Source organism: Pseudomonas sp. N2-3-1-14 (genome assembly GCF_041228395.1).
Lineage (GTDB): Bacteria > Pseudomonadota > Gammaproteobacteria > Pseudomonadales > Pseudomonadaceae > Aquipseudomonas.
The window spans coordinates 1,724,746-1,749,954 of record NZ_CP166199.1 but is presented as its reverse complement, the minus strand read 5'-3'; the positions used below and the strand labels follow the sequence as shown (position 1 = coordinate 1,749,954).

Annotated in this window: 27 protein-coding genes; 12 read left to right on the top strand and 15 right to left on the bottom strand. The window is 62.2% G+C overall.

All coding sequences use genetic code 11. The annotated features are described in order from the left end of the window. Positions 1-11 precede the first annotated feature (11 nt). Positions 12-461: a YcgN family cysteine cluster protein gene (locus AB5I78_RS08100; protein WP_106576966.1), complete on the bottom strand. Its 450-nt coding sequence runs from the start codon at positions 459-461 to the stop codon at positions 12-14. A gap of 153 nt (positions 462-614) precedes the next feature. Between AB5I78_RS08100 and AB5I78_RS08095 the strand changes: the two genes are divergently transcribed. Continuing rightward, entirely contained in the window at positions 615-1,199 is a 585-nt protein-coding gene (locus tag AB5I78_RS08095; protein ID WP_242194000.1) for a nitroreductase family protein, read from the top strand. Positions 1,200-1,244: 45 nt separating this feature from the next. Here the strand turns inward: AB5I78_RS08095 and AB5I78_RS08090 are convergent, their stop codons facing one another. From AB5I78_RS08090 to AB5I78_RS08070, 5 genes are all read right to left on the bottom strand, one after another. After that, a complete protein-coding gene (locus tag AB5I78_RS08090; protein WP_145162983.1) occupies positions 1,245-2,177 on the bottom strand; it encodes a D-2-hydroxyacid dehydrogenase in 933 nt (310 codons plus the stop codon). A 107-nt stretch (positions 2,178-2,284) separates the two neighbouring features. Next, a complete protein-coding gene (locus AB5I78_RS08085) occupies positions 2,285-2,578 on the bottom strand; it encodes a YcgL domain-containing protein (RefSeq protein ID WP_145162981.1) in 294 nt (97 codons plus the stop codon). Further along, on the bottom strand, positions 2,575-3,708 hold the full coding sequence (gene rnd, locus AB5I78_RS08080; RefSeq protein ID WP_369300652.1) for a ribonuclease D: 1,134 nt from the start codon (positions 3,706-3,708) through the stop codon (positions 2,575-2,577). The genes AB5I78_RS08085 and rnd overlap by 4 nt, the downstream gene beginning before the upstream one ends. A gap of 122 nt (positions 3,709-3,830) precedes the next feature. Beyond that, positions 3,831-4,430 (bottom strand): class I SAM-dependent methyltransferase, encoded by a 600-nt coding sequence (locus AB5I78_RS08075; protein ID WP_242194006.1) that lies wholly within the window; start codon positions 4,428-4,430, stop codon positions 3,831-3,833. Positions 4,431-4,646: 216 nt separating this feature from the next. Beyond that, entirely contained in the window at positions 4,647-6,017 is a 1,371-nt protein-coding gene (locus tag AB5I78_RS08070) for a glutamine synthetase family protein (protein ID WP_369300654.1), read from the bottom strand. Between the two features lie 402 nt (positions 6,018-6,419). Here AB5I78_RS08070 and AB5I78_RS08065 point away from each other — a divergent pair, with 402 nt between their 5' ends. Both AB5I78_RS08065 and AB5I78_RS08060 read left to right on the top strand, forming a co-directional pair. Next, positions 6,420-7,193, top strand: coding sequence for a transporter substrate-binding domain-containing protein (locus tag AB5I78_RS08065; protein ID WP_145162973.1), 774 nt, complete (start codon positions 6,420-6,422; stop codon positions 7,191-7,193). A 51-nt stretch (positions 7,194-7,244) separates the two neighbouring features. Continuing rightward, entirely contained in the window at positions 7,245-8,081 is an 837-nt protein-coding gene (locus tag AB5I78_RS08060; protein ID WP_369300656.1) for a cache domain-containing protein, read from the top strand. Between the two features lie 132 nt (positions 8,082-8,213). On the opposite strand, the gene AB5I78_RS08055 is transcribed toward AB5I78_RS08060, so the two are convergent. Together AB5I78_RS08055 and pobA are read right to left on the bottom strand one after the other, a co-directional pair. Beyond that, the gene (locus tag AB5I78_RS08055) at positions 8,214-9,731 is read right to left on the bottom strand and encodes an MDR family MFS transporter (RefSeq protein WP_369300658.1); all 1,518 of its coding nucleotides are present in this window, start codon (positions 9,729-9,731) and stop codon (positions 8,214-8,216) included. A gap of 66 nt (positions 9,732-9,797) precedes the next feature. After that, positions 9,798-10,991, bottom strand: coding sequence for a 4-hydroxybenzoate 3-monooxygenase (pobA, locus tag AB5I78_RS08050; RefSeq protein ID WP_145162967.1), 1,194 nt, complete (start codon positions 10,989-10,991; stop codon positions 9,798-9,800). A gap of 180 nt (positions 10,992-11,171) precedes the next feature. Here pobA and AB5I78_RS08045 point away from each other — a divergent pair, with 180 nt between their 5' ends. Then, positions 11,172-12,056 (top strand): helix-turn-helix domain-containing protein, encoded by an 885-nt coding sequence (locus AB5I78_RS08045; RefSeq protein ID WP_145162965.1) that lies wholly within the window; start codon positions 11,172-11,174, stop codon positions 12,054-12,056. Here the strand turns inward: AB5I78_RS08045 and AB5I78_RS08040 are convergent. Further along, positions 12,049-12,225 carry a hypothetical protein gene (locus AB5I78_RS08040; RefSeq protein ID WP_164487913.1) on the bottom strand — a complete coding sequence of 59 codons (177 nt, stop codon included), beginning with the start codon at positions 12,223-12,225 and terminating at the stop codon, positions 12,049-12,051. The genes AB5I78_RS08045 and AB5I78_RS08040 overlap by 8 nt on opposite strands. Before the next feature lie 99 nt (positions 12,226-12,324). Continuing rightward, on the bottom strand, positions 12,325-13,230 hold the full coding sequence (locus AB5I78_RS08035) for a LysR family transcriptional regulator (RefSeq protein ID WP_369300661.1): 906 nt from the start codon (positions 13,228-13,230) through the stop codon (positions 12,325-12,327). Positions 13,231-13,334: 104 nt separating this feature from the next. Between AB5I78_RS08035 and AB5I78_RS08030 the strand changes: the two genes are divergently transcribed. Both AB5I78_RS08030 and AB5I78_RS08025 read left to right on the top strand, forming a co-directional pair. Continuing rightward, positions 13,335-14,201, top strand: a complete 867-nt coding sequence (locus tag AB5I78_RS08030) for an MBL fold metallo-hydrolase (protein ID WP_369300662.1) — start codon at positions 13,335-13,337, stop codon at positions 14,199-14,201. A gap of 33 nt (positions 14,202-14,234) precedes the next feature. Beyond that, positions 14,235-14,849 (top strand): NAD(P)-dependent oxidoreductase, encoded by a 615-nt coding sequence (locus tag AB5I78_RS08025; protein WP_145162959.1) that lies wholly within the window; start codon positions 14,235-14,237, stop codon positions 14,847-14,849. Positions 14,850-14,974: 125 nt separating this feature from the next. On the opposite strand, the gene AB5I78_RS08020 is transcribed toward AB5I78_RS08025, so the two are convergent. Beyond that, the gene (locus AB5I78_RS08020) at positions 14,975-15,847 is read right to left on the bottom strand and encodes a LysR substrate-binding domain-containing protein (RefSeq protein WP_369300663.1); all 873 of its coding nucleotides are present in this window, start codon (positions 15,845-15,847) and stop codon (positions 14,975-14,977) included. 110 nt (positions 15,848-15,957) lie between these two features. Here AB5I78_RS08020 and AB5I78_RS08015 point away from each other — a divergent pair, with 110 nt between their 5' ends. From AB5I78_RS08015 to AB5I78_RS08000, 4 genes are all read left to right on the top strand, one after another. After that, positions 15,958-17,583: a 5-guanidino-2-oxopentanoate decarboxylase gene (locus AB5I78_RS08015; protein WP_369300664.1), complete on the top strand. Its 1,626-nt coding sequence runs from the start codon at positions 15,958-15,960 to the stop codon at positions 17,581-17,583. After that, on the top strand, positions 17,580-19,022 hold the full coding sequence (locus AB5I78_RS08010; RefSeq protein WP_369300665.1) for an aldehyde dehydrogenase family protein: 1,443 nt from the start codon (positions 17,580-17,582) through the stop codon (positions 19,020-19,022). Before AB5I78_RS08015 ends, AB5I78_RS08010 begins: the two co-directional genes overlap by 4 nt. 219 nt (positions 19,023-19,241) lie before the next feature. Continuing rightward, positions 19,242-20,429 carry a cyanate transporter gene (locus tag AB5I78_RS08005; RefSeq protein ID WP_369300666.1) on the top strand — a complete coding sequence of 396 codons (1,188 nt, stop codon included), beginning with the start codon at positions 19,242-19,244 and terminating at the stop codon, positions 20,427-20,429. Positions 20,430-20,566: 137 nt separating this feature from the next. After that, positions 20,567-21,502, top strand: a complete 936-nt coding sequence (locus AB5I78_RS08000) for a LysR family transcriptional regulator (RefSeq protein ID WP_242194030.1) — start codon at positions 20,567-20,569, stop codon at positions 21,500-21,502. 3 nt (positions 21,503-21,505) lie between these two features. On the opposite strand, the gene AB5I78_RS07995 is transcribed toward AB5I78_RS08000, so the two are convergent. From AB5I78_RS07995 to AB5I78_RS07985, 3 genes are all read right to left on the bottom strand, one after another. Beyond that, a complete protein-coding gene (locus tag AB5I78_RS07995) occupies positions 21,506-21,868 on the bottom strand; it encodes a 5-carboxymethyl-2-hydroxymuconate Delta-isomerase (RefSeq protein ID WP_145162947.1) in 363 nt (120 codons plus the stop codon). Positions 21,869-21,939: 71 nt separating this feature from the next. Then, entirely contained in the window at positions 21,940-23,127 is a 1,188-nt protein-coding gene (locus AB5I78_RS07990; protein WP_369300668.1) for a low temperature requirement protein A, read from the bottom strand. 27 nt (positions 23,128-23,154) lie between these two features. Next, complete coding sequence (locus AB5I78_RS07985) at positions 23,155-24,090, bottom strand: LysR substrate-binding domain-containing protein (protein ID WP_106576984.1); 936 nt, start codon at positions 24,088-24,090, stop codon at positions 23,155-23,157. Positions 24,091-24,219: 129 nt separating this feature from the next. Here AB5I78_RS07985 and AB5I78_RS07980 point away from each other — a divergent pair, with 129 nt between their 5' ends. Continuing rightward, on the top strand, positions 24,220-24,399 hold the full coding sequence (locus tag AB5I78_RS07980) for a hypothetical protein (protein WP_106576985.1): 180 nt from the start codon (positions 24,220-24,222) through the stop codon (positions 24,397-24,399). 40 nt (positions 24,400-24,439) lie between these two features. Next, positions 24,440-24,832, top strand: a complete 393-nt coding sequence (locus AB5I78_RS07975) for a VOC family protein (RefSeq protein ID WP_145162941.1) — start codon at positions 24,440-24,442, stop codon at positions 24,830-24,832. A gap of 125 nt (positions 24,833-24,957) precedes the next feature. Here the strand turns inward: AB5I78_RS07975 and AB5I78_RS07970 are convergent, their stop codons facing one another. Further along, the gene (locus AB5I78_RS07970) at positions 24,958-25,191 is read right to left on the bottom strand and encodes a hypothetical protein (protein WP_369300792.1); all 234 of its coding nucleotides are present in this window, start codon (positions 25,189-25,191) and stop codon (positions 24,958-24,960) included. Between the last annotated feature and the right edge of the window lie 18 nt (positions 25,192-25,209).

Sequence of the window (25,209 nt, the reverse complement as noted above, 5' to 3'; positions counted from 1 at the left end):
ACACTCCTTTTTCAGCCTGCGCGGAAGATCAGGTAATCCTCCCAGTCGTCTTCGGGCACGCTGCCTTCGGCGAGCATGCGACCGGACTGGGATATGCGTTCGTGGTGCACTGCATCGCGGTCGCCGCAGACCAGGTGGTGCCACAGCGGCAGGTCCTTGCGCTCGCTGACCAGGCGATAGCCGCAGGTTGGCGGCAACCACTTGAACTGGTCGGCCTGGCCCGGCGTGAGCTGGATGCAGTCGGGCACCGAAGCGCGGCGGTTGGGGTAATCGGTGCACTGGCAGGTGTTCAGGTCGAGCAGTTTGCAGGCAATGCGCGTGTAATAAACGCTGTTGTCCTCCTCGTCCTCAAGCTTTTGCAGGCAGCACAGGCCACAGCCGTCGCACAACGACTCCCACTCCTCCTGGTCGAGGTGTTCAAGGGTTTTGCGTATCCAGAAAGGTTCGACTTTAGCGGCCATGGCTCTACATCAGTATCGGTCGGTGAAAAGGCCGCCAGTCTAGTGCCCAAGGCCTCTGGGGCCAAGCGCTTGCGACTGGCGGTGTAACAACACTTGTCAGTGCAGTGGGCGCGCAGTAGCTTTGAACGCCGAATCGCACCTCAGGAACTGCCCATGACACGCGTTGCCGACTACCCGATCCACACCCAATTTACCGAACGCTGGTCGCCTCGCGCCTTTACCGGCGAGAGCATCCCGAAAGACACCCTGCTGAGCTTTTTCGAGGCCGCGCGCTGGGCGCCATCGGCCTACAACTCGCAACCTTGGCGTTTTCTCTACGCGCGCCGTGACACGCCGGATTGGGAACGCTTCCTGGGCCTGCTGAATGAATTCAACCGTACCTGGGCGCAGCATGCGTCGGCCTTGGTGATCATCGCGTCAAAAACCGACTTCACCGCCCCCGGCGCCAGCGAAGAAACCCCGGCGCTGTGGCACACCTTCGACACCGGTTCGGCCTGGGGCCACCTGGCGTTGCAAGCCAGCCTGAGCGGCTGGCACACCCACGGCATGGCCGGTTTCGATCAGGAACTGACTCGCAAAGAACTGAAGATTCCTGAAGGCTACGCGCTGCACGCGGCGGTGGCCGTGGGCAAGCTGGGCGACAAGTCGAGCCTGCCGGAGTACCTGCAGGGCCGTGAAGCGCCCAGCCCACGCAAGCCGTTGAGCGAGCTGGTGTCCGAAGGCGACTTCAGCCTGTAAGCCTTGCTGATATCCCCTGTGGGAGCGGGCTTGCCCGCTCCCACATCAGTAACCGCGTTCGAAGCTCACTTCTGCGCGTAACGCCTGCTTGGCTTGATACGCCCGCAGGTTCTGCACAAACAACTCCACCATCATGCCCGGCGAGGTTGGCGCCGAGCTGTGCCCGGTCAGCAGCAGCCCCCACGCGGTCCAGAACGGATGGCGTTGCGGCAGCGGTTCCTGGCGGCACACGTCGATCACCGCGCCGGCCAGGTGCCCTTCTTTCAGCGCCTCGACAAGGTCAGCATCAACCACGGCCACGCCGCGGCCAACGTTGATAAACAAGCCGGTCGGTTTGAATTGCTTGAACAACGCCGCATCGTACAAATCGTGCGTGTTTGGCGTGTTGGGCAGCAGGTTGATCACGTAGTCCACCTCGCCCACCAGACGGCCCAGTTGATCCAGCCCGGCCACTTCGATAAACGGCGCCTGCTCACGCGCGGTGCTGGCGATGCCGTAGAGCTTGACGCCAAACGGCAGCAGAAAATCGGCAACGCTCTGGCCGATATCGCCGGTGCCGACGATCAACGCCTTGCGCCCGGCCAGGCTCTGGCCCATGCGGTTGTCCCACTTGCGCTCAACCTGGCTGACCAGCCGCGCGAGCACTTCGCGCTCGTGGCCGAGCATGTAGGTGAGCACAAACTCGGCCATGACCTGGCCAAAAATGCCCACCGCACGGGTCAGGCGATAGTCGCGTGGCAAGCCATCGGCCAGCAGCGGCGTGATGCCCGCCCAGGTCGATTGCAGCCATTGCGGCTGGTGGCCTTGGCGCAACAGGGTGGCGAGCAGATCCGGCTGGCCAAGCCATACCGGGCAATCGGCGGCCAGGCGCGACAGTTCGGCCGAGTCGCCGCTGGTCAGCACCTCAAGGTCCGGTGCCGCTTCGCTCAGCAGCTTGGCGTAGAGCGGGTAATCCTGTTCAGCAATCAGAACACGCATGGTTCAAACCTTTCAAAAACACTGCAGACGGCCGCCCGCATCCTTACGGCCACCGCCAACGAATACGTTTGCATTGAAGAAGGTGCCCGGGTTGGGGCACTGACCGATCACATCGGGTCGTTGCGGCGCAGCAGCTCTTCGGGCAAGTGTTCGATGTACTCATCCTCGGCCGGTGGCATTTGCAGGTGGTAGCCCTGCTTGTCGAGGTTTTCCAGGACCACGCTGATGTCCTCGCGGGACAGCTTGCGCTCCGGCGTCAGGATCATCTCGAACGCAAGATGGGCCTTGCCGAAGGCCGCCATCAACGGTTCGGGCACACGCTCCAACGCGTCGCTTTTGAGCACGTAGAGGTACATCCCGTCTTTTTTCAAGCTGCGGTAGATGGAGCAAATACGTTTCAAGGCTGTTCTCCGGCAGTGGCCAGGCTGTCGAGCAGCGCCTGGCCCATCAACTCGCGGCGCCAGCCACGCAGCGAGTCTGGCAATTTATAAGGCCCATCGGGGTAGCCACTTTTGACCAGGGCTTCGAGGGTTTTCTTGCGCAGCATCAGTTCCGGCGCCATGTTCAGGCGTTCGGCTTCGGCCTGGCCCAAGGCCCGCAGATGCTTGATCAGCGTGGCGGCGTCCACCGGCAGCGGCTCGGCAACCGCCGGCGGCCACTGGTCCATGGGCACGCTGCCGGCGCGCTTGATCAGGTCCAGCAAAAACTGACCGTCCTGACGTACGGTGCGCGGGTGCATGTCTTCGATTTTGCCCAGCGCGGCAAGGTTGTCCGGCTGGGATTTGGCCAGGGGCCACAACGAGTGCTCGCGGATAATGCGGTTGCGCGGCAGGTCGCGGGCACGGGCCTGCTGCTCGCGCCAGGCGCACAGTTCACGCAGCACGGCGAGCTGGGCGCGGGACAGCTTCCACGCCAGCTTGGCGTCGCGGTACACCTCGTACGGGTCGACTTCGCGGCGCAGGTTGGCAACCAACTCGGCGCCGTCTTCCAGCACCCAGGCGTATTTGTCGTCTGAGAGCTGCGGACGCAGGCGGATGTAGACCTCGGCCAAGTGCACCGCGTCTTCGGCGGCGTAGCTCACTTGGGTCTCGGACAACGGCCGCTGCAGCCAGTCCGAGCGGGTTTCGCCCTTGGGCAACTCGATATCCAGCACGGCCTGCACCAGGCGCGAATAGCCCATGGAGAAACCGAGGTTCAGGTAAGCCGCCGCCAATTGGGTGTCGAACAACGGCACCGGCAGGCTGCCGGTCAGGCGCAGCAACACTTCCAGGTCTTCGCTGCAGGCGTGCACCACCTTGATCACCGCCGGGTTTTCCAGCAAGGCGGCCAAGGGTTGCCAATTGTCGATGGTCAGAGGGTCGATCAGGTAAGCGCGTACGCCATCGCCGATCTGGATCAGCCCGGCAATGGGATAAAAGGTATCGACCCGCATGAATTCGGTGTCGAGGGCGACGAATGGCAACTGCTGCCATTCGGCGCAATGCTGGCCGAGGCTATCGTTGTCGCAGATCCAGTGAATATCGATGGCCACACGGCTCTCCCTTGAAGAATGGCGCGCAGTATATATCGCGAAAGACGCTTGCGAGCATCCGCAGTGCACACGCCTTCATGAAAACTCCGACAAGACAGGAAGAATAGTCCGACGGACGGGAGTTAGCTTCTCTTACGCAGTACGTAAACCCGCCACAGCTTGGAGCCCGGCAGGAATTCCTGATGGTTGAGTATTTTGAAACCGGCTTGGCGAAACTCGCCCTCGACAGGTGTGTGTGCGTTCACAGAAACGATCACGGTGTCGCGGCTGACCCGATGGAACTCGCGCAGCAGCGCCAAACGCCCTTCACTGCTGGGTACATGGCGAAACAGTTCCATGCAGAAAATGCAGTCCACCGCATTGGCCGACAAGCCGATGGAAAACGCCGACCCCTGGAATGTTTTGACGCGCTTGAGCAGTGCTGCCGGGTGATGAGTGCGCGCATGGTCGAGCATCGCCTGGGAATTGTCAGAGGCCAGAATCACGCGGTTGATGTGTTCTGCCAACACCGGCCAGAACCGGCCGGAACCGCAAGCCAGGTCGAGGATCAGCCCCGGCTCGCCGGCCACTTTCAATGCCTGGCGCACCAACCGCTCATCGCGCCACGCCGCCACGCGCTGGCGCAGGCGCGGCGGGCGTGTGTCGCCGCAGACCCTGGCATGCTCACGGTCACAGCGCTCGGTGAATTCAATTTCGATGGCGGAAGGTGGTTGTGACGGCATCACGGGCTCATGTGTGTGGAACGGTAGTGAACGACCTTGAACCGCAGCTTACCCACTGCAACGTGAAAAAAAGGTCGAAGCCGTCACGGCCACCAAACACCCAAGATCCATTGTGGGAGTTGTCGAGCTTTAGCGAGGCTACGATGGCGGTGGGCCAGGCAACCCATCACTGGCTGACACACCGCTATCGCGGGCAAGCCCGGCTCCCACAGTGGATTACGCCTGGTGCAGATACCAGCGCCAGTCCTGCTCGCCTACCTCGCCCATAAACTGCCGATATTCGGCACGCTTGACCGCCAGGTACACACCCAGGAACTCACTGCCGAACGCATCCCGCGCCCAGCTTGACCCTTCAAGCGCACGCAAGGTGGTGAGCCAGTCGGTGGGCAGCAATTGTTTGGCTTGCGCATAGCCATTGCCTTCCACCGGGGCGCCGGGATCGCGTTGCTCGCGGATGCCGCGATGGATACCCGCCAGGATTGCGGCGGCCGCCAGGTAAGGGTTGGCGTCAGCGCCGCAGATGCGGTGCTCGATGTGTCGGGAATTGGCCGGCCCGCCGGGCACACGCAGGCTCACGGTGCGGTTGTCCACGCCCCAGGTGGCGGCCAGCGGTGCATAGCTGTTGGTCTGGAAGCGGCGATAGGAGTTGGCGTTGGGGCAGAACATCAGCAATGAATCGAGCAAGGTGCTGAGCATGCCACCCACGGCCTGACGCAGCAGCGGCGTGCCGTCGGCAGCCTCACTGGCGAACAGGTTATTGCCGTGGGCATCCGCCAGGCTGACGTGCATGTGCATGCCGGTGCCCGCGAGGTCGTCGAACGGCTTGGCCATGAAGCAGGCGGTCATCCCGTGTTTATGCGCCACGCCCTTGACCAGGCGCTTGTAGCGCACGGCTTCGTCCATGGCCTGCAAAGCATCGGCGCGATGTTCCAGGGTGATTTCGACCTGGCCCGGGGCGTATTCGGAGATTGCCGTGCGCGCCGGGATGCCTTGCAGTTTGCACGCACTATAAAGATCGGCGAGGAACGGCTCGATCTGCTCCAGCTCGCGCAGGCCGTACACCTGGGTCGAGCGCGGGCGATTGCCGTCCACATCCCGCGCCGGTTGTGGGCGGCCATTGCTGTCGGGTGTCTGGTCGAGCAGGTAAAACTCCAGCTCGGCCGCCATCACCGGGTAGTAACCGTCGGCTTTCAGCCCGTCGATGACCTTGGCGAGCAAATGCCGCGGGTCGGCCACGGTGGCGGGCATGCCCTCGTTGGGGTGCATGCTCACTTGCACGGCGGCCGTGGGAATCAGGCGCCACGGCATGCGCTGCAAGCTCGCGCTGATTGGGTAGGCGCGGCAGTCGATATCCCCGACCTCCCACACCAGCCCGGAGTTTTCCACGTCATCGCCATTAATCGTCAGGCCGAGGATGGTGCTGGGCAACGGCCGGCCACTTTCGTACACCGCCAGCAGCTCATCGCGGTGCAGCCATTTGCCGCGCGGCACGCCGTTGTTGTCGAGGATAAACAGCTCGAACATCTCGATGTCCGGGTGCTGTTCAAGGAAAGATCGGGCTTCGTGCAGGCAGGCGAAATCACTCATGGCAAGTCTCATACGTTTGCGTCAGGCAGGAACATAGGCACCGCGCGCAGGGGCGCTGGGTTTATGGGAAAGATCAACGTAGGAGAGCGGTATCCGGTGGGCGCGCGTGTCGGCAGTGGAACAAGGCCCAGAAGGCCAGTTCGGAAGGAAGGGCCTCGACAACCGCGGTACAGCTGGGCACTAAAGCGCCAGACAATGTCGCGGGATGAGTGTCGGGGGAACCGTCCATGCGGGATTCACAGTGAGGTAGATGCCCGGCAGCGTCACACGCCTGCACAGGGGGTTTAAATTCAGGGTTGACGGAGTTTGGTTGCAGCTTGGCTAAACAATCGCGCCGCTTGCTACCTCGGCGCGCTCCTGGAAATAATGGCCGCCCCGATCTTGCCCCAAGGACTCGACCGCATGAAAGCTCCCCTGGCCCTGTGTGTATTGGCGGGTTTGGCAACCACCGCCCTGGCCGATGCCGCGCCCTCGCGCCTCGATGAGGTGGTGCAGCGCGGCACGCTCACCGTCTGCACCACCGGCGACTACAAGCCTTACACGTCGCTGCGAGCCGATGGCCGTTATGAAGGCATCGACATTGCCATGGCCGAGTCGCTGGCCAAAAGCCTGAATGCGACGATCACGTGGGTGCCGACCACCTGGAAAACCCTGATGCCGGACTTCCTGGCTCAGCGCTGTGACATCGCCGTGGGCGGTATTTCGGTGTCGCTGGAGCGCCAGAAAAAGGCCTTCTTCAGCCAGGCACTGGGTGTGGACGGCAAAATCCCGCTGGTGCGATGCGCCGATGTGCAGCGCTACCAGAGCGTCGAGCAGATCAACCAGCCGCAGGTGCGGGTGATCGAGCCGGCCGGCGGCACCAACGAAGTGTTTGCCCGCGCTCACCTGGGCCAGGCGCAGATCCGCCTGCATGACAACGTGACCATCTTCGACGAGTTGCTGGCGGGCAAGGCGGACGTGATGATCACCGACGCCAGCGAGGCGCGCTTCCAGCAAAAGCTCAAGCCCGGGCTGTGCGCGGTCAACCCGCAGCAGCAGATGCAGTACAGCGAAAAAGCCTTCCTGCTGCCCCGCGATGACGTGGCGTGGAAAAGCTATGTCGACCAGTGGTTGCACTTGAGCGTCGCCACCGGGGCGTACGACGCCATCGTCAATCAATGGCTGGCGGCGCCCTGAGCCGCAGCCGTCTACGCTGTGCTCACATCAAACAATAACGAGGGATGAGTAATGAAGGGACTGCTCCGAATCACCTGGCTGCTGCTGTTGTGTTGCAGCCAGGTGCACGCGGCCACTCAGGAGGAGGACGCCCAGGCCGCCAAGGCGCTGCTGACCAAGGCCTTGGCCTATTACCAGAGCAACGGCGACAAGGCGTTTGCCGCGTTCAGTCGCCAAGGGGAGTTTGTCGACCATGACCGTTATGTGTTTGTGGTCGACACCCAGGGCGTGTTGCTGGCCAGCGGCGGGCCCTCCTCGGCCTTGATCGGCCGCGATGTGTCCGAGTTGCTCGGGCCCGACTTGCAAGCCTCGTTCAAACAAGCGCTGGCGGCGCCCGAAGGCCAAGGCATCCAGCAGGCCGATTATCGCTGGCAGAACTGGAACGACGGCAAGGTTGAGCACAAGCACGTGTTTTATCAGCGGATCGGCGAGCGGATTCTGGCCGTCGGGTATTACCTGCCACGCGCCACGCCAGAGCAGGCTCGCGGTTTGCGCGACAAGGCGGTGAAAGCACTGGTCAAGGATGAAGCCGGCACGCTCAAGGCGATCAATTCGTTGCAGGGCGACTTCCTGCAGGATGACCTGTACGTGTTCGTGGTCGACCTGAATACCGGGCGCTATGTGGCCCACGGCACCAACCTGCGGCTGGTGGACACCGATTTTGCCAAGATCAGGGACCCGGACGGCAAGCCGGTGGGCGAGCCGATTTTGAAGCTGATGGCCGAGCAGGATCAGGGTGAGTACAAGTACCGCTGGAAAAACCCGGTGACCAACAAGGTTGAGAACAAGCACGCCTACTTGCGCAAGACCGGACATTTCATGGTGGCGGTCGGGTATTACAGCCCCTGATCAGGCTTGGAATGCAATCCACTGTGGGAGCTGGCTTGCCTGCGAAAGCGGTGGGTCAGTTTGCATAGCCGGCACTGATACACCGCTTTCGCAGGCAAGCCAGCTCCCACAGTTTGATCATCATCGGGTCAGTTACTTGGCCTTGTCTTCACGCCCACGCAGCACTCGGTTAGGCATCGCAATCGCCGCCGCCAACCCCAGCAACGACACCGCCGCACTCACCATCAGCAAATGCCGGAACGTCACCGCCAACTCCCCGCGCAGCGCATCCTGCGCCGGGCCGGGCGCGGCGTTCAAGCCGTCCAGCAAGACGTTGCCGGAACTGCCTTCGGCCACCAGCGCGCCGCTGGCCAAATGCGCAAAGCTCGAATCCTGCAACAGCGCCAGCAACAAGGCCGACATGCAGGCCACGCCTACGGCCCCGCCAAGGGAGCGGAACAGGTTGGTGGTGCTGGTCGCCACGCCAATATCGCGCTGCTCGACCGAATTCTGCGTCCCCACCAGCGACGTCGGGAACTGCATCCCCGCCGCAATCCCACACAGCAACATGAACATCGCCGTCATCCCGACCGCCTGCGGCGCACTGTAGGCCATGCCCAGAATCGCGAACGGGCTCAGCAACGCGCCGGTCAGAATCATTGGCTTATAGCGCCCGGTCACCGAGGTCATGCGCCCGGCAAAATAAGCCCCCACCGGCAGGCCGAAGGCCAGCGGCAGCAGGTGCAGCGCCGCGCTGTCCGCCCCCGAACCGGTCACCGTCTGATACCGCAGCGGCATCAACACCGTCAGGGAAATCGCCTGAAAACTGGTGAAAAAAATCGTGCACCAGCACAACACGGCGCTGCGATTGGCAAACAGGTGCATCGGCAGCAAAGGCTCGCGCGCGCGGCGTTCATGCCAGACAAACACCGTCAGCGCCACCCCCGCACACACCAGCAGCCCAAGCACTTGCTGGTCGCGCCAATGATGGCCCTGGCCGATTTCGGTGATGCCCAGCAGCAAGGCCGTGAGGCCGATGATCATCAGCAAGGTGCCGACATAATCGATGATCGGCTTGCGCTGCGGCACCGGCAACCCGACCAGGGTGCGATGCGCCACATACCAGGCGCCAGCGCCCAGCGGCAGGTTGATCAGAAACACCCAACGCCAGGACAGATACTCGGTCATGTACCCGCCCAGCACCGGCCCGGCCACGCTGGCCACCGCGTACATGCTGCTGAAATAACCCTGATAACGCCCGCGCTCGCGCGGTGGAATGATGTCACCAATGATCGCCTGGCTCACCGAGATCATCCCGCCGGCGCCGATGCCCTGCAGAATGCGCGCCAGCACCAGTTGCTCCATGTTTTGCGCCATGGCGCAAAACAGCGACGCCAGCGTGAACACGCCCATGCCGATCAGCATCATCGGGCGACGCCCGTACAAGTCACCGAGCTTGCCGTAAATCGGCACCGCCACCGTCATCGCCACCATGTAGCCGGAGATTACCCAGGCCAGCAGGTTGACGTCATGGAACTGCGCGGAGATGGCCGGCATGGACACGGCGACGATGGTCTGGTCCAGTGCGCCGAGGAAGATCGCCATCATCAAGGCGGCGAGCACACTGCGCACGGCGGGAACGGGTTGGGTGGGCTGATTGAGGTTGGTCACGGCAGAACCTTCGAGCAAGGCCCACGGGCAGAAAGGGCCCGCGGGAATGCTCGATACGATAGCAGGCTACTCGATAGCTTCGTAAGCAAGCCCGACGTAATTTTCTGCAATGGTTGTGCGCCCGGCCTGCGAATCGACGAAATACGCCAGCTCACTCTCGGCGATGCGCTGGCTGAAGCCATCCGCGTCCGCAAACTGGTGCAGCATGGAGGTCATCCACCAGGAAAACCGCTCGGCCTTCCACACCCGGCGCAGGCAGATCGCCGAGTACTGCGGCAATAAGTCCACGCGCCCCTCGCGATACACCTTGAGCAGGATGCGAAACAGCGTATTCACGTCACTGGCCGCCAGGTTCAGCCCCTTGGCCCCGGTCGGCGGCACGATATGCGCCGCATCCCCGAGCAGGAACAGGCGCCCGTATTGCATCGGTTCCACCACAAAGCTGCGCAGCGGCGCGATGCTTTTCTCGATCGACGGCCCGGTCACCAACTGTGCGGCCAGGGCGCTGGGCAGGCGGGTTTTCAGCTCATCCCAGAAACGCTCATCCGACCATTCATCCAGCGCCGTTTCAGCCGGCACTTGCAGGTAATAACGGCTGCGGGTCGGCGAACGCATGCTGCACAGCGCAAAGCCGCGCGGGTGCTTGGCGTAGACCAGTTCGGCATGCACCGGTGGCGTGTCGGCAAGGACGCCCAGCCAACCAAAGGGGTAGACGCGCTCGAAAACCTTTAACGAATCAGCCGGAATGGACTGGCGCGCCACGCCATGAAAACCATCACAGCCGGCAATGTAGTCGCACTCCACACGAAAGGCTTCGCCCTGATGCTCGAAGGTCAGCCACGGTCGATCACTTTTAAGGTCATGGGGCTGCACGTTGTGCGCTTCGTACAGCGTGAGGGCGCCGGCGGCTTCACGCGCTTGCATCAGGTCGCGGGTCACTTCGGTCTGGCCGTAGATCATCACCGACCGGCCGCCGGTCAAGCCCTTGAGGTCGATATGGCTGAGCTGGCCATTGAGCGCCAGCTCGAAACCGTCATGCACCAGGCCTTCGGCGTCCATGCGCTGGCTGACACCGGCTTCGCGCAGCAGGTCGACCATGCCTTGCTCCAGCACCCCGGCACGGATGCGGCCTTGCACGTAATCGGCCCGCTGGCGCTCTAGCACCAGGGTCTGGATACCCGCGTTGTGCAACAGTTGACCGAGCAACAGTCCGGAGGGACCGGCGCCGATAATGGCGACTTGGGTTTTCAGCGTTTTCATTATTTTTAGGGTCCGCAAGGCTCACCCGAACGGATGAGGTGAAAGAGTTGTCATTGATCTTGTTGCTGACATTTTTCACTTGAGTGACCGCCATAAGAAGGTGAAAACTGAGACAAAGCCTGCGCTTTTTGCCAATCGGGGCGATTACCGAACCACTATCCTGAGTATCGGATTGAAACCATGACCAAAACTGCCAGTACCGCGATTCCGGTCTTCAAGCTTTACGGGGAAAGCCAGCAATGGCCGACGCCCGATTTGTTGCACTGTGAAACCATTTCCCGGCGCAGTCGGGAATACCAGTGGGAAATCCAGCCCCACCGGCACGCGGACCTGTGCCAGTTGCTGTACGTGCATAAAGGCCAGGCGCAACTGGAAATCGAAGGCCAGCGCACCACGCTCGACGAGGCGACCTTGCAGGTGCTGCCGCCGTTGTGTGTGCATGGGTTTCGGTTTGCCGAAGATGTCGAAGGGTTCATCGTGACGCTGTCAGCGCCGCTGGTCAGCCATTTGCAGACGCAGCTGGGCTCGACGGTGGACGGCTTGCAAGCCCTGGGCAACTACCCGGCCGGCAAGGACAGCGACTACCTCAACAGCCTGTTTGCGCGCCTGCAGGACGAATACGCCGATGAGCAACCGGCGCGCGACATGATGATGCACGCCTTGGTCAGCGTGCTGCTGGTGTGGATCAGCCGCCAAGCCATCCAGCGCCGCCACGCGCGCGCACCGCGAGGGCGTGAATATTTCCGGCGGTTTACCCAACTGGTCGAACAGCATTACCGCGAGCACCCCAAGATCGAAGACCTGGCGCACAAGCTGGGCATCTCGGTCTCACACCTGAACGGCACGTGTCGGGAATTGGGTGGGCAACCTGCGCTGCAGATCATGCATGACCGCCAGTTGCTGGAAGCCAAGCGCCTGCTGACTTACACCAGCATGACCATCAATGAGATGTCGGAGGTGCTGGGGTTTTCTGACCCGACCAACTTCTCGCGACTGTTCCGTCGCCGGGTCGGGTTCTCGCCCAAAGCGTTCCGCGAGCAGTTGAAGGCCGAACAGCCTACCTGAGCGCGCTGAAACTGCCGGTACGCGGCAGGCACATGTCCTGATGGCAACTGACCGCAAAGGTCGGCTGCATGCGGGTCTGTTCAACCCGGTACGCGGCAGTGCCGTACAGCGCGGTAGCCAGGGCGCACAGGATGAAAATCATCAGGTACTTTCTGATTTTTAGAGTCATGGCACACCTCTGAACTGATCGACTCGGTGCTGTTTAAAGCATAGGTCAGCCAGCAAGAGTTGCCATTATTGGACGCCATTCAAGATCTTTATGTCGGGTTCAAAGGCCGACATCCCACACCGGCTCCTCAGGAAAGCGCAGCACCAGAAAATCCAGCAGGCTGCGCAGCGCCAACGGCATGTGCTTGCGCGAGGCGTACACCGCGTAGACATTCATTTGCTGGGGCTCCGCCTCGGGCAGCAAACGGATCAGTTCGCCGCTGCGGATGTAATCCCCCGCCTGATAACTGGGGAGCCGCGCCACCCCTGTCCCCGCCAATGTCACCCGTAACAGGGCGGTCGCCTCGTTAGCGCTGATATTGCCCTGTACCGCCACCGACACCGGCTCTGCGTTTTCGGTGAAGTGCCACAGGCTTTTGCCGAAGTAAGTGTGCGTCAGGCAGTTGTGCTTCGCCAGGTCGTGCACGTGCTGCGGACGCGGGTGCTCCAGCAGGTAGGCCGGGGACGCGCAAATGACCGAGCGGCAGAGCGTCAGCTTGCGAGCGATCAGGTTGGGGTCCAGCTCAAAACTGGTGCGAATCGCCAGGTCGATCCGCTCATCCACCAGGTTCACCGTACGGTCGAGCATCTGCAGATCGATACTGACCAACGGGTTGCGCTTGACGAACTCGGCCACGGCGTCCGCCAATTGCGCCTGGCCGAATGAGCTGCTGACACTCAGCCGTAGCTGGCCGCGCGGCGCTTCGTCCGGCTCGCTGACGGCGGCCTGCATGTCGTTGCACAACTCCAGCAACTGCCGCGCTCGAGGCAGCATTTCGCTGCCCGCCGCGGTGAGGCTGAGCTTGCGCGTGGTGCGATGCATCAGCCGCGCGCCCATCCAATCCTCAAGTTCTGCCAGATAACGTGAAACGACCGGCCGCGACAGGTCCAGCTGATCTGCCGCCGCCGACTGGCTACCCAGGTCAACGACCGTGACAAACACCCGCATTGCTTGAAGACGATCCATGATTTGCACGCTTTCAGAAACAAACTATGTTCAAGCATGGCATTTTTTGTGACGTTTAGTGCAACTAAGCTCTGTGCATCACTTACCTGCTGCTGGAGCTGCACATGATCTCGACGCTTAAACGATTGGCCATGGCCATGGCCGCCCTGGCATTTGCCGCCCATGCCGCGGCAGCCGATCTGACGCTGGATGCTTATAACCCTGGTACCTCGGCAATGATGCCCGTCAGCTCAGTACTGGTCAGCGGCGAGCACGACGTCATCCTCGTGAACGCGCAATTCGGCAATGCCCAAGCCGAGCAACTGGTGACAAAGATTCGCGCCAGCGGCAAGCGCCTGACCATCATCTACGTCAGTGACGGTGACCCGGATTACTACTTCGGCCTTGAAGTGCTGACGAAGGCGTTCCCCGCCGCCAAGGTGGTAGCCACCCAGCCGGTGGTCGACCATATCAAGGCCACCGCCGAGCAGAAACTCGCGTTCTGGGGCCCTAAGCTGGGTGCCGACAAACCGGCCAAAGCCATCATCCCGCAGGTGCTCCAAGGCCATAGCCTGAGCCTGGAAGGCAAGACGCTGGAAGTGGTCGGCCTGGACGGCCCGCAGCCGGACCGCACGTTCGTGTGGATTCCATCGATCAAGGCCGTGGTGGGCGGCGTTGTGGTGTTCGAGAACACCCACGTGTGGATGGCCGATACGCAAACCGCCCAGTCCCACGCTGACTGGCTGGCAACCTTGCAACGCATCGAAGACCTGAAACCGCGCACCGTGATTCCGGGTCACTACCTGGGTACACCCACTGTGCAGTCCGTGGCATTCACCGCGGGCTATATCAAAGCGTTCGATGAGGAAACCGCCAAGGCCAAGGATTCCACTGCGCTGATCGCGGCCATGAAAAAGCGTTACCCGAAACTTGAAGATGAGAGCAGCCTGGAACTCGGTGCCAAAGTCGCCAAGGGCGAAATGAAGTGGTGAATGGTTTTAAACCTTAACGTACTGGAGAGCGTCATGAGCAAGATCGCAATCATTGGTGCCACCGGCCGCGCCGGTAGCCAACTGTTGGAAGAAGCGCTGCGTCGTGGGCATACCGTCACCGCCCTTGCGCGTAATACCGGCACGCTGACCGCACGCCCGGGCGTCACCGTCAAACAGGTCGACGCCCTGGATGCCAACGCCCTGCAACAGGCTGTCAGCGGCAGCGACGTGGTGATCAGTGCGGCGCACTTCGCCACACTGCCGGCCAGTGCGGTGATCGGCCCGGTGAAGAACGCCGGGGTGAAACGCCTGCTGGTGGTCGGCGGTGCAGGTTCGTTGTTGTTGCCGGATGGCAGCCGAGTCATCGACAGCCCTGGCTTCCCGGCGGAGTACAAGGCCGAGGCCAGCGCCGGCGCTGAGTTTCTTGATGCGCTGCGCCAGGAAAAAGAGCTGGACTGGACCTTCCTGTCGCCGTCAGCGGAGTTCGTTGAGACTGAGCGCACCGGAACATTCCGCGTGGGCCAGGATGATTTGCTGGTGAGCGCGCAAGGGCGCAGTTGGATCAGCTTTGCCGACTACGCCATCGCGTTGATCGATGAAGTAGAAACGCCGAAGCACTCGCGCCAGCGTTTCACCGTCGGCTACTGACGCCCCCTGTGGGAGCTGGCTTGTCTGCGATAGCATCACCGCGGTATGGCTGACACACCGAGGTGCCTGCATCGCAGGCAAGCCAGCTCCCACACAAGCCCGCTCCCACTTTTGGATCTGCGGTATTACAACGGTTGGGCTTGGCTCACCAGCCACTCCATCAGCGCTTCAAGCCCGGCCGAAGGCTCAGTGCCTGGCGGGTACACCAGGTAATACCCCATCCCGGTCGGCACGCGCAGTTCAAACGGTGTCGCCAGCCGCCCCGCCTTCACATCCTCGCCAATCAACGCACTGTCGCCAATCGCCACTCCCGAACCCTGGGACGCCACCGTCATTGCCAGGTCCAGCGTTTCAAAATGATGCCCCTGGGCCAGGTTGCTCAAGCGCGTGTTCGCAGCCTTCAGCCACAACGCCCAATCGCGCTCGTCCCGCGTGGGGTGCAGCAGCACCTGGCGCTGCAAATCAGCCGGTGTGTGCAGGCTGGCGAGCAACGCTGGCGCACAGACCGGGGTGAGTTGTTCATCGAATAAATGCCGCGCCTGCGCCGACTGCTCGGCGATGGGCGCATAGATCACCGCCGCGTCGAATTGCTCGCGGCGAAAGTCCACGGTGTAGGCCACGGTGGTGGTGAGTTCCACCGGCACGTCCGGGCGTTCCTTTTGCCACTGCATCAGGCGCGGCAGCAGCCAGCGCATCACACACGTGGAGGCCTTGAGTTGCAGGGTCTGGCGGCGGCTGCCGATCTGCTCCACCGCGTCGCCGATCAAGCCAAACACCTGCTGCGCCCGCAGCGACCACTCGCGGCCCTCTTCGGTCAGGCTCAAGCCCCGCGCCTGGCGCTGGAACAAGGCATAGCCCAAATGGCTTTCGAGCCCGGCAATCTGCCGGCTCACCGCACCTTGGGTGATGTGCAGTTGCTCGGCGGCGCGGGTGAAGTTGCAGCACTGGGCCGTGACCCAGAAGGTGTGCAGCGCGGGCAGCGGTGGCAAGCGTTTCATCGGGCGCAGCCATGACGTGGGGACATGGCTAGTATGACTTTTTATCGATTGTTGGCGCTACCGGCCTGCCGCTCCAATAGCGCCTCGAATCAACAACAAGAGCGACATGTATGGCGACCTGCGGCGAAGTATTGGTCAACCTCCTGGAACGCTACGGCGTAGACCAGGTGTTCGGCATTCCCGGCGTGCACACCGTCGAGTTGTACCGTGGCCTGGCGCGCTCGAGCATCCGCCACGTCACCCCGCGCCACGAACAGGGCGCAGGCTTCATGGCCGACGGCTATGCGCGCACCCGCGGTAAACCTGGCGTGTGTTTCATCATCACCGGCCCCGGCATGACCAACATCACCACCGCCATGGGCCAGGCCTATGCCGACTCGATCCCGATGCTGGTGATTTCCAGTGTGCAATCGCGCAGCCAATTGGGTGGCGGGCGCGGCAAACTGCATGAGCTGCCGAACCAGAGCGCGATGATCGCGGGCGTGGCGGCGTTCTCGCACACCTTGATGTCGGCGGCGGAGTTGCCTGGCGTGCTGGCGCGCGCGTTTGCGCTGTTCCAGGCCGGGCGACCGCGCCCGGTGCACATCGAGATTCCGCTGGATGTGCTGGTCGAAAACGCCGATGCCCTGCTCGGCAGCGAGCCGGTCAGCGTGGCGCGCGCCGGTGCCGCGCCGGCGGCGGTGAAGCAGATGAGCCAGTGGCTGGCGGCAGCAAAACGCCCGCTGATCCTCGCCGGCGGCGGCGCCATCGAGGCGGCCACCGAATTGACCCGCCTGGCCGAACGGCTTGGCGCACCGGTGGCCCTGACCATCAACGCTAAAGGCATGCTGCCGGCCGCGCACCCATTGCTGATCGGCTCGACCCAGACGCTGGTCGCCACCCGCGCCCTGGTCGCCGAAGCCGATGTGGTGCTGGCCATCGGCACCGAACTGGCGGAAACCGATTACGACGTGACCTTCGCCGGGGGGTTCGAGATCCCCGGCGCGCTGCTGCGCATCGACATCGACCCCGACCAGACCGTGCGCAATTACCCGCCTCAGGTCGCACTGGTGGCCGATGCGCAGATCGCAGCCGAAGCGTTGTTGGCCGCGCTGGACAGCCAGGTATTGGGCGAGCGCGACCCCGACTGGGGCAACCCACGCGTCGCGCGCCTGTGGGCTGAATTGACGCCCACCTGGGACGCCGCCACCCGCGCGCAAACCCTGTTTCTCAACACCGTACTAACGGAACTGCCCGGCGCCGTGCTGGTGGGCGACTCCACCCAACCGGTGTACAGCGGCAACCTGACCCTGAACCTCGACCACCCACGCCGCTGGTTCAATTCCTCCACCGGCTACGGCACCTTGGGCTACGCCCTGCCGGCAGCGATTGGCGCCTGGCTGGGACGCGGCGACGGGCAACCGGTGGTGTGCCTGATCGGCGACGGCGGCCTGCAATTCAGCCTGCCGGAACTGGCCAGCGCGGTCGAGGCGCGCGTGCCGGTCATCGTGCTGCTGTGGAATAACCAGGGTTACGAGGAGATCAAGAAGTACATGCTCAACCGCGCCATCGAGCCGGTTGGTGTGGACATCTACACCCCGGACTTTATCGGTGTGGCCAAAGCCTTGGGCTGCGCCGCCGAGAGCATTCAGGGTATCGCGCAGCTGCGCACGGCATTGCGCGCCGCCGCTGATCGCCAGGGGCCGACGCTGATAGAAATCGACCAGGGGCTGTGGATGCAGGAGGTCGCGGTATGAGCGCAGTATTGAGCGGTGTGCTTATTGCGGGCGAATGGCGTGCAGGCCATGACGTCATCGAGGTGATTAACCCTGCCACCGAAGCCAGCCTGGCCCACGTCAGCGTGGGCGATGCGAGCACCGTGGCCCACGCGGTGGAGGCGGCCAGCGCGGCGTTCATCGACTGGTCGAAAAGCACCGGCCGTGACCGCGCCGCCGTGCTGCGCAAGATCGCCCAGGGCGTGAGCGCCCAGCGCGAGCAGCTGATGCAGTTGCAGTCGAGCAACAATGGCAAGCCGCTGTTTGAGGCCGGCATTGATGTGGACGATGTGATCGCCACCTTCGACTACTACGCCGGCATGTGCGACGACATGGACGCCGCGCAAGACCGCCCGGTGGCATTGCCCGGCGAGGACTTCAGCGCACGCCTGCGCCGTGAGCCCTGTGGTGTGGTCGGGCTGATTGTGCCGTGGAATTTCCCGATGGTGACCACCGCCTGGAAACTCGCCCCGGCCCTGGCGGCCGGATGTTGCGTGGTGCTCAAGCCATCGGAAGTCACGCCGTTGGCGGAGTTGCAACTGGCGCAAATTATTGCCCAGGCAGGGCTGCCGGCGGGTGTGTTCAACCTGGTCTGCGGCACCGGCCTGGCGGTCGGCGCACCGCTGGCCGCAGACCGCCGCGTGGCGAAGATGTCCTTCACCGGCAGTAACGCCGTCGGCGTGCAGGTGATGCAACGCGCGGCAGAAACCATCAAGGGTGTGAGCCTGGAGCTGGGCGGTAAATCCTCGTTGCTGGTGCTCGCGGATGCCGACCTTGACCTGGCGGTGGAGCTGGCCTGTGGGGGTGGTTTTTTCAACGCCGGGCAGATGTGTTCGGCCACCAGCCGCGTGCTGGTGGCTGACAGCTTGGCGGACGCATTCCTGCAGCGTTTGCAGACACGGGCCGAAGGGATTCGCGTGGCAGACCCGTTTGCCGATGAGGTGGAAATGGGCGCGTTGATCAACCGTGCCCAGTATCAGCGGGTGCTGGGGCATATTCAGCGTGGCATCGCAGACGGCGCGCGTTTGCTGTGCGGCGGTGAACGACCGGCCGACCTGGCAAAGGGCTATTTCATTCGCCCGACCGTGTTTACCGATGTGCCGTTGAGCAGTGCGTTGTGGAACGAAGAGATCTTCGGGCCGGTGCTGTGTGTACGACGTTTTACCACTGCCGAGGAAGCCATCGCCCTGGCCAATGACAGCGATTTCGGCCTGGTCGCCAGTGTGGTGAGCGCCGATGTCGACACCGCCGAACGCGTGGCCAATGCCTTGCAGGCCGGGCTTGTGTGGATCAACGCGCCGCAGGTGATCTTCCCGCAAACGGCGTGGGGTGGTTACAAGCAGAGCAGCATCGGCCGCGAGTTGGGGCCTTGGGGCTTGGCGGCGTTTCAGGAGATCAAGCATGTGATCCGCGCCCTCTAGCGACGCAGATCCCTTGTGGGAGCTGGCTTGCTCGCGAAAGCGGCGCATCAGGCAATGAATCTGCGAATGACACACCGCATTCGCGAGCAAGCCCGCTCCCACATTTTGAATCGCTGTGTGCCAGTCACCTGCAATTTTTAGATAGCCCCAACGATTTTCTGATTTGCTCCCCTCCCCCCTGCGTGGCCTGATTCGCCCTTGCCTCTTCAAGGTCCGCCCATGGAAAACGTTCGCGCAACGCCCACCACCGCCGTCTGGCTGATGATCAGCGTCGTACTGGTCGCCCTTAACCTGCGCCCGTCGATGGCTGCCGTCGGTCCGCTGTTGTCATCGATTCGCGGCGATGTGCCGTTGAGTTTCAGCAGCGCCGCCCTGCTGACCATGCTGCCGGTCATGGCCATGGGCCTGGCGATGTTCTTTGGCATGGGCCTGGGTAAACGCGTTGGCGAGCACCGCAGCATTGTGCTGTCGCTGCTGGTGATTGGCTTGGCCACGCTGTCGCGACTGTTTCTGGATTCGGCGCCAGGCTTGATCGTCAGCGCCATCGCTGCCGGCGTCGGTATCGCGATGATCCAGGCATTGATGCCGGCGCTGATCAAGACACGCTTCAGCGCCAACGTCTCGCTGTTCATGGGCCTGTATGTCACCGCCATCATGGGGGGCGCGGCACTGGCCGCTTCGTTCGCGCCGTTGGTGCAGATGCAGACCGGCAGCTGGCGCATCGGCCTGGCCATCTGGGCGGCACTCGCGCTATTGGCGCTGGTGTTCTGGTACGCCCAGCGTTCGGCGATGCCGCCACTGCCCCAGGCCGCTGCCGGCGCGCAAGAATCGTTTTTCGGCAATCGTCGCGCATGGTTGCTGGCGATCTTCTTTGGCCTGGGCACCGCCTCCTACACCTGTGTGCTGGCGTGGCTGGCGCCCTACTACGTGGAGCAAGGCTGGAGCGAACAACATGCCGGCTTGCTGCTGGGGTTCTTGACCGCCATGGAAGTCGTGTCCGGCCTGGTCACCCCGGCCATCGCCAACCGCCGCCAGGATAAACGCGGGGTAGTCGCGGTGTTGCTGGTGCTGATCATCTGCGGTTTCTGCGGCCTTATTCTCAGCCCTCAATCCCTGAGCCTGCTGTGGCCTTGCCTGCTGGGCCTGGGCATTGGCGGTCTGTTTCCGATGAGCCTGATCCTGTCCCTCGACCACTTGGACAACCCGCGCCGCGCCGGTGGCCTGACCGCGTTCGTGCAAGGCATCGGCTACCTGATTGCTGGCCTGTCGCCACTTATTGCCGGGATGATCCGCGACCAACTCGGCAGCTTCGAATGGGCCTGGTGGTCACTGACCGCCGTGATAGGGGTGATGCTGCTGATCGTCACGCGGTTCAATCCAAAGCATTACGCACGACATATCCGCTGACGTCGTATTGCCAACATTTTTTGTCCCACACCAAACATAGAAACGCCCTACAGAGCTTTCTATTGGCACGACCGTTCCGTTAAGCTTTTGCCCTTGTCGCGCGCTGCCTCAGTGCCAAGGCTTACCGGATGGAACGGATGCTAAACAGTAATTTGCTCAGAAAGCTCGATATGCAGGACTTGATGGTGTTCATCGCCGTCTACGACCAGAGCAGCGTTACCGAGGTGTCTGAAACGCTGTTCGTCAGCCAGTCCACTGTGAGTTACAGCCTGAAGAAACTGCGCACCAGTTTTGAGGATGAGCTGTTTATCAACACGCGGGCAGGCATGCGGCCTACGTACAAAGCCACGACCATGTACGGGCATGTGCAGAAGATCCTCGAGAGCATCAACCTGTGCCACGCCGGTGGCCAGGCCTTCGACCCGACGCAGAAGGCCGTGACCTTCAATGTGTGTGCGCCGGAGTACTTTGAGCAACTGATCCTGCCGCGCCTGCTGAAGAACTTCGACCGCGCCGACCTGCCAGTGATCGTCAATGTGCAAAAGCTGGAAACCGAGATTCCCGCCGAGGACTTGCGCGAAGGTCGTCTCGACCTGGTGATTTGTTTCGGCCCGAACTTTCACCGCGCCCACAAAGACTTCAAGGCCCAGATGCTGCTGGAAGATGATTTGGTGTGTGTGTTCGATAAACGCGCGACCCCGCGCGAGCCGGCGTTCAGCCTGCAATCCTTCGTCGAGCGGCGCCACGTGTTCCCCACGCCCTGGACCTCCCACACCAACATGATCGACGGCTGGCTGGCCCGCCAGGCCCACAAGCGCCAAGTGGTCGCCAGGGCCAACAGTTACAGCGCCGCGTTGAAGATGATCACCGGCACCGACTTCATCGTCACCCTGCCGCGCCGCGTGCAAAAGCTCTTGGCGCCCGCCAGCGTGTTTGGCCATTGCGAGGCGCCCAACGGGCTGCCGGGGTTCACCCTGGACATGCAGTGGAACGAAACCAGCGGCCAGGACAGCGCCAATACCTGGTTTCGTGAGCAAGTGGTGAAGGTGTGCGCCGATCAGGGGTTGTTGTAGCCCTCAGCCAATCGCGACCTTGCTGTAGGAATCGCGATCCATATCCACCAGCAAGACGCTGAGTTGAACTTGAATATCCGCCGGCCATTCGCCCTGGTCCTGCAACGCCGCCAACAGGCTTTCCGACAACTGCTTCTTGACCTGCGGCGAGCGCCCGCTGAGCAGTGACAGCTTCAGCGCAATAAACCCGCGCGGGTTGAGTGAGGTGCCGACCTGAAACGTCTCAACCTTGACGGCGCGGCTTTTGATATCGAACTCGGAACCGAACTGCCCGGACGCCATCAGCACATTGTTGAGCCGCAACAGGGTTTTCTCGACGGCCAGGCCGGTCAGATTGGCGGTGTATTCCAGGTGCAGATGCGGCATGAAAAGCTCCGAATAGTTGTAGGAAAAAGAGCGATACATATAGCACGCAGCCGAACCGAATCAGAACGCTTTCAGTGTGAAACTTCGATCAGGCTGCGCAGCGCACGGTTTTCCCACACGGCTACGATCACCAGCACCGCCGTGGTCAGCGCGCCCAGCACCAAGGCCGAAAACACCTGCTGCAACCCAAGCGGCAACACCACCAGCAACATCAACAACCCGCCGAGGTGCGACAGCGGTGGCAATGACCGGTCACTCATGACCCACTTGAACAACGCGCTGCCCAATAGAAACAACCATGGGCCGGCGATGATCGCCACCACGCTGGCCTGGCTGGCGTGGCCCGGATGCACCAGCACCAGTTCGTCGGCCACCGCGCTGACAATGATGCCGGCGACAATCAACACGTGCAGGTAGGTATAGGCAATCCGCGCCTGGCGGCCCGGGTCGGCAGAGCTGGCAATGCGGTGATGGGCGCGCTCGGCGCCGCTGTCGAAATAGATCCACCACAGCGCAATGCTGCCCACCACCGCCACCAGGAATGCGCCCAGGCCTTCCATGCTCCAGGGCAATTGGGCAAAAGTGGCGCCGGTCACCAGCAATGATTCGCCAAGGGCAATGATCACAAACAGGCCGCAGCGTTCGGCCATGTGGTTGCCTTCGACGTTCCAGTCCGCCAGGGTCGAACGCCCCAGACCCGGTACCCAGAAATACACCGACGGCGATATCAGTTCGATCAACAGCGCCAGCGCCCAGAAGGCCAGCCGTTGTTGACCGTCGAGCAGGCTGCCGGTGATCCAGAACACGCCGGAACACAACATCCACGCCAGGATTCGCTGAAAATTGCGAATCATGTTCAGCGACTCGCCGCGCACTGCCCACAACGCAAACAGCGTGCGTCCTACCTGCATGAATACGTAGGCGCCGGCAAACAGTACACCTCGGTCGGTAAAAGCCTTGGGAATCGAGGAAGACAGCAGCAGACCGGCCACCATCAACCCGAACAGGCCGAGGCGGATCGGGATTTTTTCCGGATCGAGCCAGTTGGTGATCCACGACGTGAAGATCCACACCCACCACACCGCGACCATCATCAGCGCCACCAGCACCGCCCCGTCCAGGGTCAGGTGAGCCAACAGCGAATGGGACAATTGGGTCACGGCGAACACGAACACCAAGTCGAAAAACAGCTCGACCATGCCGACTTTGCCACTGTCATGACTGCCGCGCCCACGCAGCAAGGAACGGTATGGAATCATCGGTGGCACTCCCTGAATTGGGTTATCTCAAGATTTTGTCGCGAGCACCGGCAGCATGTCGCGCTCACTCATGAACGCCTCCAGCCGCGAGCGCATCCAGCGTTCCGCCGGGTCGGTGTCGACGTGGCTGAGCCAGACCATGGACAAGTCCAGGGTCGGCGTTTCGAACGGAAAGGGCTCGCAAAACAGGTTGCCGCCAGCGGCCATGGCCTGGGCGGTGTAGTCCGGCAAGCTGGCGATCATGTCAGTGCCGGCGAGCAGTGCCGGCAGCGCACTGTATTGCGGCACCGACAGCACCACATGGCGCTTGCGGCCAATTTCGGCCAGCCATTCATCGGCAAACCCGGACACGTTGGCGGTGTGGGACACCAGCACATGAGGGCGTGCGCAATATTCGTCGAGGGTCAGCGGTTTGTCCGAGGCGTCGGCGCGCAGCAGGCAGGGGCGGATATGCCGCAGCAGTTTACGTTTGGCGTTCGCCGGCAGGCCGCGGGTCTGGGTGATGCCGACGGTGATATCGCCGGACGCCAGCAGATCAGGAATGCGCCAGTAATCCACATGCTGCACCACGAACACCACCAACGGCGCTTCCTGGCGCAACGCCCGCAGCAAGGGCGGCAGCAGGCCGAACTCGACGTCATCGGACAAGCCGATGCGAAAGGTCATGGTGCTCTGGGTGGGGTCGAAATCGTGGGTCAGGCTCAGGGCCGACGACAGTGAATCCAGGGCCGGCGACAGGTGCTGAATGATCTCCTCGGCGCGCGCGGTGGGTTCCATACGGTGGCCGACGCGAATAAACAGTGGGTCATTGAACAAGGTGCGCAAACGGTTGAGGGCCGAACTGATGGTCGGTTGACCGAGAAACAGCTTCTCCGCCACCCGCGTGACATTGCGCTCGAGCATCAGTGCTTCGAAGACCACCATCAGGTTGATGTCGGCCTTGCGTAATTCATTGCGATTCATCGGCACCTGCCCCTTTCCCCAAGACAAGCCGCAGTTTAGAAAGCCCGCGGGGCTGCGTCTATGTGAACACTGTTCATCCGGCGGCTTTGGGATTATAAATCAGCGCTTGAAGGCCGCAGGAACACCATCGTGCTGTTCATTATTGCCCTGGCCATTGTGGTGGCCGGGTTTTGTCTCTGGGTAGTCAAGGGGATCGCCAACCCCACGGTGAGGACGCTGACGCGGGTGTTTGTCGGCCTGTGCCTGGCAACCGTGATCGCGTTTGTGGTGTTGGCGTGGGGGGTTCCCGTCTCCGTGCTGCTTTCATGAGCCGTTGCATTCATCCACTCTCAGCAAGGACCGCCTGATCGTGAAATTTGCCTACACCATCATCTATGTACCCGACGTTGCCGCCTCTCTGATGTTTTTCGAGAAAGCCTTCGGCTTCAGTCGCCGTTTCCTGCATGAATCGGGCACCTACGGCGAGCTTGAAACCGGCGACACCACGCTCTCGTTTGCAGCGCATGAGTTGGGCGAATTGAATTTCGACGGTGGTCATGTCCAGGCGCATGCCTCTAAAAGGCCGCTGGGGATGGAGGTCGGGTTTGTGACCGAAGACGTGTTCGTCGCCCATGCCAAAGCACTGGCCCACGGCGCGATAGAGCTGGCGCCACCCGCCACCAAGCCTTGGGGCCAGGTGGTGTCGTATGTGCGTTGCCCGGATGGCACGCTGGTGGAATTGTGTACGCCGATCGTAGGCTGATCGTGGCGCCAATGTAGGAGCGGGCTTGTTGGCGAAGGCGGTGAATCAGTGAGCCCATTGGTTACTGACACATTGCCTTCGCGAGCAAGCCCGCTACCACCTTTAGACTGCGTTCGCTCATTCAATCAGGGCTTGAGCGGCCGCTCCTGATCTCGCTCGGAAAGCTCCGTACCATCGTCCGGATGCTTCCAGGTCTGCGGCTTTTCCTCTTCGGGCTGTCGCCGAGGTTGCTCATGCGCGTGCTCATCCCGGTGCTCGTGTTTGTCAGGCATTGCCACCTCCCATCCGTAAGAATTGGTCACCGCTTCAAGCATAGAACAGTGGCGAAATTTTGGACGCGCACGGCGATTGATAGCCATGGCGCATCAATGTATCCA

Coding starts and splice junctions, on each gene's coding strand:
- AB5I78_RS07970 (WP_369300792.1), bottom strand. CDS start 25,191: ATGGCTATCAATCGCCGTGCGCGTCCAAAATTTCGCCACTGTTCTATG.
- AB5I78_RS08025 (WP_145162959.1), top strand. CDS start 14,235: ATGAGCAAGATCGCAATCATTGGTGCCACCGGCCGCGCCGGTAGCCAA.
- AB5I78_RS08100 (WP_106576966.1), bottom strand. CDS start 461: ATGGCCGCTAAAGTCGAACCTTTCTGGATACGCAAAACCCTTGAACAC.
- AB5I78_RS08090 (WP_145162983.1), bottom strand. CDS start 2,177: ATGCGTGTTCTGATTGCTGAACAGGATTACCCGCTCTACGCCAAGCTG.
- AB5I78_RS08065 (WP_145162973.1), top strand. CDS start 6,420: ATGAAAGCTCCCCTGGCCCTGTGTGTATTGGCGGGTTTGGCAACCACC.
- AB5I78_RS08015 (WP_369300664.1), top strand. CDS start 15,958: ATGGCGACCTGCGGCGAAGTATTGGTCAACCTCCTGGAACGCTACGGC.
- AB5I78_RS07995 (WP_145162947.1), bottom strand. CDS start 21,868: ATGCCGCATCTGCACCTGGAATACACCGCCAATCTGACCGGCCTGGCC.
- AB5I78_RS08095 (WP_242194000.1), top strand. CDS start 615: ATGACACGCGTTGCCGACTACCCGATCCACACCCAATTTACCGAACGC.
- pobA (WP_145162967.1), bottom strand. CDS start 10,991: ATGAAAACGCTGAAAACCCAAGTCGCCATTATCGGCGCCGGTCCCTCC.
- AB5I78_RS08075 (WP_242194006.1), bottom strand. CDS start 4,430: ATGCCGTCACAACCACCTTCCGCCATCGAAATTGAATTCACCGAGCGC.
- AB5I78_RS08000 (WP_242194030.1), top strand. CDS start 20,567: ATGCTAAACAGTAATTTGCTCAGAAAGCTCGATATGCAGGACTTGATG.
- AB5I78_RS08070 (WP_369300654.1), bottom strand. CDS start 6,017: ATGAGTGATTTCGCCTGCCTGCACGAAGCCCGATCTTTCCTTGAACAG.
- AB5I78_RS07985 (WP_106576984.1), bottom strand. CDS start 24,090: ATGAATCGCAATGAATTACGCAAGGCCGACATCAACCTGATGGTGGTC.
- AB5I78_RS08040 (WP_164487913.1), bottom strand. CDS start 12,225: ATGACTCTAAAAATCAGAAAGTACCTGATGATTTTCATCCTGTGCGCC.
- AB5I78_RS08060 (WP_369300656.1), top strand. CDS start 7,245: ATGAAGGGACTGCTCCGAATCACCTGGCTGCTGCTGTTGTGTTGCAGC.
- AB5I78_RS08030 (WP_369300662.1), top strand. CDS start 13,335: ATGATCTCGACGCTTAAACGATTGGCCATGGCCATGGCCGCCCTGGCA.
- AB5I78_RS07990 (WP_369300668.1), bottom strand. CDS start 23,127: ATGATTCCATACCGTTCCTTGCTGCGTGGGCGCGGCAGTCATGACAGT.
- AB5I78_RS08005 (WP_369300666.1), top strand. CDS start 19,242: ATGGAAAACGTTCGCGCAACGCCCACCACCGCCGTCTGGCTGATGATC.
- AB5I78_RS08020 (WP_369300663.1), bottom strand. CDS start 15,847: ATGAAACGCTTGCCACCGCTGCCCGCGCTGCACACCTTCTGGGTCACG.
- AB5I78_RS08045 (WP_145162965.1), top strand. CDS start 11,172: ATGACCAAAACTGCCAGTACCGCGATTCCGGTCTTCAAGCTTTACGGG.
- AB5I78_RS08010 (WP_369300665.1), top strand. CDS start 17,580: ATGAGCGCAGTATTGAGCGGTGTGCTTATTGCGGGCGAATGGCGTGCA.
- AB5I78_RS08035 (WP_369300661.1), bottom strand. CDS start 13,230: ATGGATCGTCTTCAAGCAATGCGGGTGTTTGTCACGGTCGTTGACCTG.